At 70.5% G+C, this 11,446-nt stretch carries 9 protein-coding genes; 2 read left to right on the top strand and 7 right to left on the bottom strand.

All coding sequences use genetic code 11. The features are described from left to right. Positions 1 to 52: 52 nt before the first annotated feature. Entirely contained in the window at positions 53 to 826 is a 774-nt protein-coding gene (locus tag IE134_RS23475) for a helix-turn-helix domain-containing protein (RefSeq protein WP_126932447.1), read from the bottom strand. Between the two features lie 282 nt (positions 827 to 1,108). Between IE134_RS23475 and IE134_RS23470 the strand changes: the two genes are divergently transcribed. Further along, a complete protein-coding gene (locus IE134_RS23470) occupies positions 1,109 to 1,642 on the top strand; it encodes an EF-hand domain-containing protein (RefSeq protein WP_030712927.1) in 534 nt (177 codons plus the stop codon). Positions 1,643 to 1,749: 107 nt separating this feature from the next. On the opposite strand, the gene IE134_RS23465 is transcribed toward IE134_RS23470, so the two are convergent. Further along, positions 1,750 to 2,166 carry an acyl-CoA thioesterase gene (locus IE134_RS23465; RefSeq protein ID WP_189431602.1) on the bottom strand — a complete coding sequence of 139 codons (417 nt, stop codon included), beginning with the start codon at positions 2,164 to 2,166 and terminating at the stop codon, positions 1,750 to 1,752. Positions 2,167 to 2,365: 199 nt separating this feature from the next. On the opposite strand from IE134_RS23465, the gene IE134_RS23460 reads away from it, so the two are divergent. Then, complete coding sequence (locus tag IE134_RS23460) at positions 2,366 to 5,395, top strand: carbohydrate binding domain-containing protein (protein WP_189431600.1); 3,030 nt, start codon at positions 2,366 to 2,368, stop codon at positions 5,393 to 5,395. A gap of 34 nt (positions 5,396 to 5,429) precedes the next feature. Here the strand turns inward: IE134_RS23460 and IE134_RS23455 are convergent, their stop codons facing one another. Genes IE134_RS23455 through IE134_RS23435 form a run of 5 tightly spaced genes read right to left on the bottom strand, consistent with a single transcriptional unit; the run spans position 5,430 to position 11,318 of the window. Beyond that, a complete protein-coding gene (locus IE134_RS23455; RefSeq protein WP_030712924.1) occupies positions 5,430 to 6,494 on the bottom strand; it encodes an aldose epimerase family protein in 1,065 nt (354 codons plus the stop codon). A 43-nt stretch (positions 6,495 to 6,537) separates the two neighbouring features. Further along, positions 6,538 to 7,569, bottom strand: a complete 1,032-nt coding sequence (locus IE134_RS23450) for a LacI family DNA-binding transcriptional regulator (RefSeq protein WP_189431598.1) — start codon at positions 7,567 to 7,569, stop codon at positions 6,538 to 6,540. 46 nt (positions 7,570 to 7,615) lie between these two features. Next, positions 7,616 to 8,665: an ABC transporter permease gene (locus tag IE134_RS23445; RefSeq protein ID WP_030712920.1), complete on the bottom strand. Its 1,050-nt coding sequence runs from the start codon at positions 8,663 to 8,665 to the stop codon at positions 7,616 to 7,618. Next, the gene (locus IE134_RS23440) at positions 8,662 to 9,636 is read right to left on the bottom strand and encodes an ABC transporter permease (protein WP_030712918.1); all 975 of its coding nucleotides are present in this window, start codon (positions 9,634 to 9,636) and stop codon (positions 8,662 to 8,664) included. The genes IE134_RS23445 and IE134_RS23440 overlap by 4 nt, the downstream gene beginning before the upstream one ends. Then, positions 9,633 to 11,318, bottom strand: a complete 1,686-nt coding sequence (locus tag IE134_RS23435; RefSeq protein ID WP_189431596.1) for a sugar ABC transporter ATP-binding protein — start codon at positions 11,316 to 11,318, stop codon at positions 9,633 to 9,635. The genes IE134_RS23440 and IE134_RS23435 overlap by 4 nt, the downstream gene beginning before the upstream one ends. Between the last annotated feature and the right edge of the window lie 128 nt (positions 11,319 to 11,446).

Raw genomic sequence — 11,446 nt, 5'->3', positions numbered from 1 at the left:
AATCAAGCGTTTGAGACATCCGCTGTAGCGATACGGACATCCAGGTCGGCGGTCAGGCCGGCCGGAAGGTCCCCGGGGTGAGTCCCGTCGTACGCCGGAAGGCGACACCGAACGCGCTCGCCGAGCGGTAGCCGACCTGTTCGGCCACGCTCTCCACATCACATCCGCGGGCCAGCAGGCCGATCGCGTGCTGGGCGCGGACCGCAGCGACCCAGCGGACGAAGTTCATGTCGGTCTCGGCGGTGAACGCCCGGGCGACCGTACGGGTGCTGACGCCGAGGGCGGACGCCCAGTCGCTCAGCGTCCGCTGGTCGGCCGGGTCCTCGCGTACCGCGTCGGCGATCGGGCGCAGCAGGTCGGAGACCGGGACCCGGACGAGCAGTTCGCGGGGCGACGGGGTGAGCACGTCGAGCACCAGCGCCTCGGTCGCGGCCCGCGAGGACGCGGCGAGGCCGGGTTCGCCGAGCCGTTCGAGGAGCAGGCGCAGCAGCGGGGTGATCTCGACGGCGACCGGGGTGTCGGAAATCGACGCGGTGGTGCGGAAGCCGAAGAAGCTGGCGCGCAGCCAGGTGCCGGCGGTCGCCGCGCCGGTGTGCAGGGTGCCCGCGGGCATCCAGAGGCCGAGCGTGGGGGTGATCGTCCAGACGCGTTCACCGACCACCGCCGTGGAGGCGCCGCGCTCGTTCCAGAGCAGTTCGTGGAAGGGGTGGGAGTGCGCGTCCCAGTGCGTGTCGTGGGAGACGACCTCGCCATAGTCCTGGATGACGAACGGCGTCTCCACCGAGCCGGGCGCGAGCGCGGGCAGCGTGCGGGTCTTTCTGGTCATGGGAGGCGGCCCTGGACGGTACGGGAACCGCTCGCGGCGGACGGGTGACGCATCCGCCCAGGGTAGAGCCTTCCGTTCGGCACCCACCGGGGGGCGTGCGGGAATCGTGAGCCCCTCCGTCTGCCTCGACTCGACGTTTACGCGGGCCCGGGTACGTCCTTCAGGTGAAGGGATCACCTCTTTCGCCGCGTACGCCCTCGCCCGGCCGGACAGTGGGTGGGCCGGCCCGGCAACAGGGCCGTGGCCGGTGGAACGTGACGTGCGGAGAAGGGTGACGGATTCATGGGCACTGAGGCCACCAGGCGGGTCGCGCTCGTTTTCTCCCTGTTCGACGCCAATGCCAACGGCGTCCTGGAGCAGGACGACTTCGATCTCATGGCCGAGCGGGTCGTCCGCGAGGCGCACGCGTCGGACCAAGAGGCGAAGGACGCGATGCGCGCGGCGTTCAGGCGGTACTGGACGACCCTGCTGACCGAGCTGGACGCCGACGGGAACGGCGAGATCAGCTTCGAGGAGTTCACGGCGTGCGTGCTGTCGCCGGAGCGGTTCGACGCCACCATCGCCGTGTTCGCCGAGGCGCTGGCCGCCCTGGGCGACCCGGACGGCGACGGTCTGATCGAGCGCCCGCTGTTCATGGCGCTGATGCGGGCCATCGGGTTCGAGCCCGGGAACATCGACGCGCTCTTCGACGCCTTCGAGCCGACGGACGGCGACCGGATCCGGGTGGAGACCTGGGTCACCGGGATCAAGGACTACTACGCCCCGGGCAAGGCCGGTATCCCCGGGGACCACCTGGTCGTCGGTACGCCGGTCTGACCGGACACCCATAACGGACTGGTGGAGGGCGTCCCGCCCGTGATGGACGGGACGCCCTCCCTTCCCGTGCGGGCGGGGGAAGCAGCCTCCGCCCTCCCTGCCCGCGCTCAGCCCGTCAGAAGGTCCGGGTTGCCCGCCAGCGCGGCCAGGCGGCCCTGCGGGTCCGGGACGAGGCGGCGTTCGGTCAGGTCGAGGACGCCGGCGACTCCGGTGATCTCCGCGGCCACCGTGCCGTCCTCCTTGACGATCTGCTGCTCCATGGTGAACGTCTTGCCCGTGCCGTAGTCGAACCGGCAGGTGACCCGTACGCGCTCGCCGCCGCGCAGCTCGTGGCGGTACTTGACCGTCACCTCCAGCTGCACCGGGCCGATTCCGCCGGCCAGCAGCTTCTCCTGGGGCAGTCCCGCGGCGCGCAGCAGCTCCCAGCGGGCGTGCTCCGCGTACTGGAGGTAGACGGCCTGATTCAGGTGTCCCTGGGTGTCGAGCTCGTAGCCGCGCACGGTCACATCAACGGAGAAGGTCATGACCGTGCGAACAACCGGGCCCGGCCGTCCATTCCGGGCGGACCGGGGGTGCCGGATCCCTTTACGCACCTGTCATGCACCGGTAACTTCCACCCCGCAAGGAATTGCAGCAACATTCCGGCAGAGCTTGCCGTCGGATCGTGTTCACTCAACCGAACCCCGAGGCGCGTCAGGGTTCTCCCCTCCCCTGGAGACACGCATGAGACGCACTCCTCACCGGCTGCTGCGCCGTCCGCTCGCGGCGGCCGTGGCAGCGGCCGGGCTGCTGGGACTTCTGACCGCCGTACCGCAAGCGCGTTCCGCCCCGGCGAGCGAACCCGTCGCCTCCTCGGCCGCCACCGAGAACACGGCGACCGTCTTCTACTCCACGAAGACCCGCAACTGGTCGGCGTACTACCTGCATTACTCCCCCGACGGCGGCTCCTGGACCACCGTCCCCGGCACCCGGATGCAGGCCGCCTGCGCCGACTGGGTCAAGCTGACAGTCCCGCTCGGGAGCGCGGGCGGGCTGAAAGCGACCTTCACCAACGGCTCGGGCACCTGGGACAACAACGCGGGCAGGAACTACGACCTGGGCACCGGGAACATCACGGTCCAGGACGGGGTCGTGGCGCACAGCGACCCGTGCGCGGGTACGGGTCCCGAGGAGCCGGAGGAGCCGAGTGGGCCGAACACGGCCTCCGTCTTCTACGCGACCTCCACCGTCGGCTGGTCCACCGTCAACCTCCACTACCGACCGCACGGCGGGGCGTGGACGGCCGTCCCCGGCATCGGCATGGAAGCCGTCTGTACGGGCTGGGTGAAACGCACGGTCGACCTCGGGAGCGCCGCAGGGCTCCAGGCCGCGTTCAACAACGGCAACGGCGTCTGGGACAACAACAACGGCAGCGACTACACCCTGGCGGCCGGGCTCACCACGGTGAAGGACCGTAAGGTGACGGCCTCGGCCAAGGACCCGTGCGCCGCCGAGGAACCGGACACCGAGGCACCGTCCGTGCCCACCGCGGTGAAAGCCACCGCCGACGGGGTGGCGGTCGTGGTCACCTGGGAACCCGCCACGGATGACAGTGGAGTGACGAAGTACCAAGTCGCCAGGACCGGTGGGACGAAGGGCACGGTGGTCACCGACACGACCTCGACCGTCTTCTCCGACACGGGACTTGAAGCGAAGACCGCCTACCGCTACACCGTCCGGGCCGTCGACGCCGCCGGAAACGTCTCGGCCGAGTCAGCCCCGGCCTCCGCCACCACCGGCGAGAAGCCCACTGCCCCGGCCACGGGCACTCCGCTGGGCACCGATCCCCGCAAGGACCCGATCTACTTCGTGCTCACCGCCCGCTTCAACGACGGCGACCCCACGAACAACCGGGGCGGCCGCCAGCACGAGAAGTCCGGCAACGCGGCCAACGACGACCCCATGTTCCGCGGGGACTTCAAGGGGCTGGTGCAGAAGCTCGACTACATCAAGGGGCTCGGCTTCTCCGCGGTCTGGATCACCCCGGTCGTGCTCAACCGGTCGGACTACGACTACCACGGCTACCACGGCTACGACTTCTACAAGGTCGACCCGAGGCTGGAGTCCGCCGGAGCCTCCTACCAGGACCTCATCGACGCGGCCCACGCCAAGGGCATGAAGATCTACCAGGACGTCGTCCACAACCACTCCTCACGGTGGGGCGCCAAGGGCCTGTTCACCCCGAAGGCGTACGGGGTGCGCGACGCGCAGTGGAGCTGGTACTACGACGAGAAGAACGACGGGTTCACGTACGACGGCCTCACCGTCGAGCCCAAGTCCGGGAAGTCGTACTACAACGGCGACCTGTGGTCCACGGCCGAGCCGACGGGCAACACCTGCGTGGGCTGGGGCACGCCCACCGGGCACACCTCACCGGAGGGCTACCGCATCTACAACTGCCAGTGGCCCAGCCCCACTTCGGGAATGTTCCCGAAGGCGCTCTACCACACCTGCTGGATCGGCAACTGGGAGGGCGAGGACTCCCGCTCCTGCTGGCTGCACGACGACCTCGCCGACTTCAACACCGAGAACGCCCAGGTCCAGAACTATCTGATCGGCGCGTACAACAAGTACATCGACATGGGTGTCGACGGCTTCCGGCTGGACACTGCGGTGCACATCCCCCGCACCACCTGGAACCGCCGTTTCCTGCCCGCGATCCAGGAGCGCGTCACGCAGCGGTTCGGCGCGGAGGCGGCGAAGAACTTCTTCGTCTTCGGTGAGGTCGCGGCCTTCGTCAACGACAAGTGGAACCGCGGCTCGGTCAACCACTCGGCGCAGTTCTTCACCTGGAAGGAGCGCAAGGAGTACAGCGCGGACGACGAGAAGGCCGCTCTGGAGATGTACGACTACGAGCAGCAGCAGGGCACGGCGGCCCAGCCCGTCTCGGACAACGCGTTCCTCAAGGGCAACGCCTACCACGCGCCCGACCGCAGCCGGTTCTCCGGGATGAACATCATCGACATGCGGATGCACATGAACTTCGGGGACGCGAACAACGCGTTCCACAACGGCAAGGACTCGGACGACGCGGTCAACGACCCCACGTACAACGTGGTCTACGTCGACAGCCACGACTACGGTCCCAACAAGAGCAGCGAGCGCTACACCGGCGGTTCGGACGCCTGGGCCGAGAACATGTCGCTGATGTGGACCTTCCGGGGCATCCCGACGCTCTACTACGGCTCCGAGATCGAGTTCCAGAAGGGGAAGAAGATCGACTGCGGCCCGACGTGTCCGCTGGCGACGACCGGACGGGCCTATTTCGGGGACCACCTGGCCGGTGAGGTGACGGCCTCGGACTTCGGCAAGGTCTCCTCGGCCACCGGCAAGGTCGCCGACACCCTGGCCGCCCCGCTGGCCAAGCACCTCCAGCGGCTCAACGAGATCCGGCGGGCCGTGCCCGCGCTCCAGATGGGCCAGTACTCCACGGAGGGCATCAGCGGCTCGATGGCGTACAAGCGCCGCTACACCGACGCGGCGAGCGGCACGGACAGCTTCGCCCTGGTGACGGTCTCCGGGAGCGCCACGTACACCGGCATCCCGAACGGGACGTACAAGGACGCCGTCACGGGTGACACCAAGCAGGTCACCGGCGGCACCCTCACGGTCCCGGCCCCCGGCAAGGGCAACCTGCGCGTGTACGTCCTGGACCTCGGCGGAAAGAACGCCGCGCCGGGGAAGGTCGGCGCGGCGGGGCCGTACCTGAAGTAGCGGACCCGGCCGGCCCGGCCGCCCGGATGCGCGCCTAACCCGCCCGCAGGTGCGGGAAGCGCCATTCGGTGCGGCTGCGCAGGGTTTCGCCGGGGCGCAGCACCGTGCTCGGGTGGTCGGGGCGGTTGGGTGAGTCCGGAAGGTGCTGGGTCTCCAGGCAGAGCGAGCCGTGGCGTTGGTGGCGGCGGCCGGTGCCGTCGGTGAACGCGCCGTCGAGCTGGTTGGCGGTGTAGATCTGGAGACCCGGTTCGGTGGTCCACAGCTCCAGGGTGCGCCGGTCGCCGGGGGTGGTGAGGCGGGCGGCGCGGCGCAGGGTGCCGGGGGCGGCGGGACGCAGGACCCAGCAGTGGTCGTAGCCGCCGGCCTGGCCCAGCTGGGCGTCCGGGTGGGCGAGGCGTTCGCCGATGCGGTGCGCGGTGGTGAGGTCGAAGGGGGTGCCGGTCACCGGGGCGGGCGGTCCTTCGGGGATGGAGCCGGTGTCGACGGGGAGGTAGGCGTCGGCGTCGACCTGGAGGGTGTGGCCGAGGATGTCGTCGTCGCCGAGGTTGAGGTAGGAGTGGTTGGTGAGGTTGACGACGGTGGGCCGGTCGGTGGCGGCCGTGTAGTCGACGGCGAGGGTGCCGGTGGTGTCCAGGGTGTAGGTGGCGGTGACGTCGAGCGCTCCGGGGAAGCCCATGTCGCCGTCGGGGCTGTGCAGGGTGAGCCGGAGGACGGCGGCGGTGTCGGTGCGGTGCCCGGCGGCCTCCCAGATCTTGGTGTGGAAGCCGTCGGGGCCGCCGTGCAGGGCGTGGCCGCGGTCGTTGGCGGGGATGTGGTGCGTGGTGCCGTCGAGGGTGAAGCGGCCGTGGGCGATGCGGTTGGCGTACCGGCCGACGATCGCCCCGAAGTACGGGTTCTTGTCGGTGTAGTCGTCGAGCGCGGGCAGCGAGCGGACGACCGGGCCGGGTTCGCCCGCGGTGTCCGGCACGGTGAGGCTGTGCAGGACACCGCCGTAGGTGAGGATCTCGGCCCGGACGCCGGTGCCGGAGTCGAGGGTCCAGAGGTCGGTCTCGCTCTGCCCGTGGGCGCGGCCGAACGGTTTGCGGTGCACGGTGGGCATGAGGAGTTCCTTGGGGGTGCGGAAGGGGCCTCGCGAGGGTGCGTCAGCTCGCTGGGCCGGAGGCATCGCGGGGCGTGGTGGATTCGCGGACGACGAGGCGGTAGCCGGGGCGGGGCCGCCGGGGTTCGGCGACCGGGGTGCCGGCGAGGCGTTCGACGAGGCTGTCGACGGCGAGCCGGGCGATGGCCGCCTTGTCCGGGGCGATGGTGGTGAGCGTGGTGGCCCCGTACCGGCTCTCCTCGATGTCGTCGAAGCCGACGACGGCGATGTCGTCCGGGACGGTGAGGCCGCGTTCGGTGATGGTGCGCATGGCCCCGATCGCGATCAGGTCGTTGTACGCGAACACCGCGTCGGGACGCTCCCCCCGGTCGAGGAGGGAGGCCATCGCGGCGGCCCCGTCCTCACGGCCGTAGCCGTCGGTGACGACGACCAGGGACTCGTCGGGGGTGATGCCGCAGGCGGCCAGCTCCTCGCGCCAGCCGCGCAGCCGGAGGTGGGCGGGCTGGCGTTCCCGCCCGGTGCGGGATCCGAGGAAGGCGATACGCCGGTGGCCCAGCGCGATGAGGTGGGCGACGGCCTCGCGGGCGGCGGCCACGTTGTCGATGGCGATGTGGTCGTACGGGGCCTCGTACTCGCGTTCGCCGAGCAGCACCAGCGGCGCGGTCTCGGTGCGGGCCATCAGGTCCTCGGTCTCCAGGTGGATGGGGCTGAGGATGAGCCCGTCGATGACGTGGGAGCGGAATCCCTGGCAGACCAGCAGCTCCTTCTCGCGCTGGCCCGCCGTGTGGTCGACCAGGACGGTGTAGTCGTGCCGGGCCGCCGCGTCGACGACCTCGCCGGCCAGCTCCGCGAAGTACGGGTTGCCGAACTCGGGGACGGCCAGCGCGATGATGCCGGTGCGGCCCTTGCGCAGATGACGGGCGGTGAGGTTCGGCCGGTAGCCGAGCTCGTCGATCGCCTGCTGCACCTTGGCCCGCATCTTCGGGGTGACGTGCTGGTAGTTGTTGACCACGTTCGACACGGTCTTGATGGACACGCCCGCCCGTTGAGCTACGTCCTTGAGGCTGACGCCCACGGCACTCCTTGTTTTTCTTGGTTCGACTGGGCCCGATCCGTACGGCTCAGGTGGTTCTCCGGCTGCGTGCGAGGTAACGCTGCGCCACCACGACAACGATAAGGAAGCCGCCGCTGACCACCGACTGGTACGAGGAGTTGAGCGAGCCGATCTGGTTGATCAGGTTCTGGATCACGGCGAGCAGCAGGACGCCCCAGAGGGTGCCGCTGATCGAGCCCGCCCCGCCGATGAGGAGGGTGCCGCCGATGACGACGGCGGAGATCGCGTCCAGTTCCATGCCGACGCCGACGATGGTGACGCCGGAGGAGAGGCGGGCGGCGTTGAGCGCTCCGGCGAGTCCGGCGAGCAGCCCGCTGAGGGTGTAGACGAGGATCTTCGTCCGGGCGACGGGCAGCCCCATGAGGGTCGCCGCGTCGCTGCTGCCGCCGACCGCGAACAGCGTCTGCCCGAACGAGGTCCGCTGGAGGAGCAGGCCGCCCGCCCCGAAGAGGGCCAGCGCGATGAGGATCGGATAGCCGAAGCCCCAGACGCTGCCCTGGCCCAGCTCGGCGAAGGCGGAGTCCTTGGGCACCAGATAGGTGGTGGCGCCCTCGTCGGTGAAGGCGAGCAGCATGCCGCGCGCCGCGAGGAGACTGGCGAGCGTCACGATGAAGGGGGCCATGTTGGCGCGGGCGATGAGCAGACCGTTGACCAGGCCGATCGCGCCGCAGACCACCAGGGGCACGAGCAGGGCGGCGAGGAAGCCCCATTGGGAGGCCCAGGCGGCGAGGACACCGCCGAGGGCGAAGACGGAGCCGACGGAGAGGTCGATACCGCCCGTGATGATGACGAGCGTCATGCCGAGCGCGACGATCGCGAGGAACGACGCCTGGACGGTGACGCCCCGCGCGTTGTCGAGGCTGGCGAACGTCGGGTAGACGAACGAGGCGATGAGGATCACGGTCAGCAGGACCGCGAGGACGCCCTGGCGCTGGACGAGTTCCCCGATCCGGGAGCCGGTGGAGCGCTCGGGGCGGGGTTCGGGGCGCGAGGGGGCGCTTTTCAGGGGCGCCGGGGCCTCGGCCGCGGGCACGGTGGCCGGTGTGGTCTTGTTCATCGGGACCTACGCTCCCGGGCGACGTAGACGGCGGCGATGATGATGGCCGCCTGGGCGATCTGTGCGGTGGAGTCGGGCAGGTCGTGCTTGACGAGGGTGGCGCGCAGCAGCTGCATCAGCAGGGCTCCGGCGACGGTCCCGAGCACGCGGATGGAGCCGCCGTTCAGCGGGGTGCCGCCGACGACGACCGCCGTGATGGCGGACAGCTCCATGAGCGTGCCGAGGGATGACGGGTCGCTGGCGGTGAGCCGCGCGGTGGCGAGGATGCCGGCGAGGGCGGCCATCACCCCGCAGAGGATGTAGACGCCGATCAGGACGCGCTTGACGGGCAGTCCGGACAGGGCGGAGGCCGAGCGGTTGCCGCCGATGGCGACGATCTGCCGGCCGAAGGTGGTGCGCTGCACCAGGAACGCGACGGCCAGCGCGAGGACGCCCGCGATGAGGACGACCGTCGGGATGCCGAGGAAGGAGCCGGTGCCGAGCGCGAGGATGTCCGGGTTGACGATCTGCTTGAGCTGGCCGTCCGCCATGACGAGGGCGAGCCCCCGGCCGCCGACGAACAGGGCGAGCGTGGCGACGATGGGTTGCAGCCCGACGAGGGAGACGAGCGTCCCGTTGATCGCGCCGACCACCGCCCCGGCGAGCAGGGCGATCAGGAGCGCGGGGACCAGTCCGTAACCGAGGTAGAGCGGCAGCAGGGCGGCGGCGAGTGCCATGGTGGAGCCGACGGAGAGGTCGATGCCCTCGGTGCCGATGACCAGGGCCATGCCGAGCGCGACGATCACGATGGGCGCGACCTGGACGAGCTGGGTGCGCAGGTTGTCGGCCGTCATGAAGTGTTCGGTGAACAGGGCGTTGAACAGCAGCACGACGGCGACGGCCGCGTACACCCCGTACTCCTGGTACCAGGCGGGGTCGCGGAGCCGGGCCAGCGGCTTCGCGGGGCGTGGCAGGGTGGCCTGGGTGGTCATCGGGGGTCCTCCTGGCCGGCCGGGACCTTCCCGCCGGGTTCGGGCACGGGGTGTGCGGGCGCGGCGCCGGGGGTGTGATCGTCGGGCGTGCGGTCGGCGGGGACGGCGCCGGGCGTGTGGTCGGCGAGCACTTCGAGGAGGCGGCTCTCGTCCACCTCGTCGCCGGCGAGTTCACCGGCGACCGCGCCGCCGCGCAGGACGACGATGCGGTCGGCGCCCTCGATCAGCTCCTCGATGTCGGAGGAGATCAGCAGCACGGCGAGCCCTTCGCGGGCGAGTTCGTCGATGAGGGACTGCACCTCGGCCTTGGCGCCGACGTCGATGCCCCGGGTGGGCTCGTCGAGCAGCAGCACCTTGGGCTCCAGGCAGAGCCAGCGGGCGAGCAGCACCTTCTGCTGGTTGCCGCCGGAGAGTTCGCCGACCTTCTGTTCGGGGCTGGACGCCTTGATCCGCAGTCGCTTCATGAAGATGTCGACGATGCGGTCCTGCTTGGCGCGGGAGACGATCCCGGCCTTGGAGAGCCGCGGCATGGCGGCGAGCACGATGTTCTCGCGGACGGAGAGCCCGGGGACGATGCCCTCGGCCTTGCGGTCCTCGGGGAGCATGCTGATGCCCGCGCGGATAGCGGCGGCCGGGGTCGGGCGGCCGATGCGCTTGCCGTCGACGGTGATCTCCCCGCCGTCCAGGGGCAGCGCTCCGGTCAGCGCCTTCGCGGTCTCGCTGCGCCCGGAGCCCAGCAGACCGCCGAGTCCCAGCACCTCACCGGCGTACAACTCCACGGATATGTCGTGCAGTTGATGACGCCGGTCGAGGCCGGTCGCGGTGAGGACGGGGGTGCGGGCCGCGTCGTGGCCCTCGGCGGCGAAGCCGGTGAGGCCGTCGCGGCGGACCTCGGCCATGTCGCGGCCGAGCATCATCGACACGAGCTGCATGCGTTCCAGCGGGGCGAGTTCGCCGGTGTGGATGTGGCGGCCGTCGCGCAGCACGGTGACCCGGTCGCAGATGCGGTAGAGCTCGTCCATGCGGTGGCTGACGTAGAGGACGGCGATGCCCTGGCCGCGCAGGTTCTCGATGACCCGGAACAGGGTCTCGACCTCGCGGGGCTCCAGCGAGGAGGTCGGCTCGTCCATGATGACGACCTGCGCCTGTACGGAGACGGCGCGGGCGAGGGCGACCATCTGCTGGGTGCCGATGCCGAGGGTGTGCAGGGGCCGCTTGGGGTCGACGCGGACGCCGAAGCCGTCGAGGAGTTCGGTGGTCTCGCGGTTCATCCGGGGGAAGTCGATGAGCCCGAAACGGTTCTTCGGCTCCCGGCCCAGGAAGATGTTGCGCGCCACGCTCATCAGCGGGACGAGGTTCACCTCCTGGTAGATGGTGGAGATCCCGGCCTGCTGCGCCTCGAAGGGGCGGGCGAAGCGGACGGGTTCGCCGCTGACGCGCACCTCGCCCTCGTCGCTCTGGTAGACGCCGGTGAGAACCTTGATGAGGGTGGACTTGCCGGCCCCGTTCTCGCCGACGAGCGCGTGGACCTCGCCCGCGCGCAGGGCGAAGGAGACGTCGTCCAGGGCGACGACGCCCGGGAACCGCTTGCTCACGGAGCGGGCTTCGAGGACGGGTTCGGCGACAGCGACCCCGGCCCCGGAGGTCTCCGGGTGCGAGGGTGTCGCGTGGGTGGGTGCCATGAATCCTGGCCTTCCGGTGGTACGGGAACGGTCCCGGGCCGCCGCGTCGCCCCGGGGGAGGCCCGGGGTCGAGGCGGCGGCCGGAGTGCCGGTCGGAGTGCCGGTGCGGGTTCCGGTGGGAGCGCCGG

Source organism: Streptomyces rubiginosohelvolus (genome assembly GCF_014649875.1).
GTDB classification, from domain to species: Bacteria; Actinomycetota; Actinomycetes; order Streptomycetales; family Streptomycetaceae; genus Streptomyces; species Streptomyces rubiginosohelvolus.
The sequence above is the reverse complement of the archived record's forward strand: the minus strand, read 5'-3'. Positions and strand labels throughout refer to the sequence as shown.

Coding starts and splice junctions, on each gene's coding strand:
- IE134_RS23460 (WP_189431600.1), top strand. CDS start 2,366: ATGAGACGCACTCCTCACCGGCTGCTGCGCCGTCCGCTCGCGGCGGCC.
- IE134_RS23440 (WP_030712918.1), bottom strand. CDS start 9,636: ATGACCACCCAGGCCACCCTGCCACGCCCCGCGAAGCCGCTGGCCCGG.
- IE134_RS23435 (WP_189431596.1), bottom strand. CDS start 11,318: ATGGCACCCACCCACGCGACACCCTCGCACCCGGAGACCTCCGGGGCC.
- IE134_RS23455 (WP_030712924.1), bottom strand. CDS start 6,494: ATGCCCACCGTGCACCGCAAACCGTTCGGCCGCGCCCACGGGCAGAGC.
- IE134_RS23445 (WP_030712920.1), bottom strand. CDS start 8,665: ATGAACAAGACCACACCGGCCACCGTGCCCGCGGCCGAGGCCCCGGCG.
- IE134_RS23470 (WP_030712927.1), top strand. CDS start 1,109: ATGGGCACTGAGGCCACCAGGCGGGTCGCGCTCGTTTTCTCCCTGTTC.
- IE134_RS23465 (WP_189431602.1), bottom strand. CDS start 2,166: ATGACCTTCTCCGTTGATGTGACCGTGCGCGGCTACGAGCTCGACACC.
- IE134_RS23475 (WP_126932447.1), bottom strand. CDS start 826: ATGACCAGAAAGACCCGCACGCTGCCCGCGCTCGCGCCCGGCTCGGTG.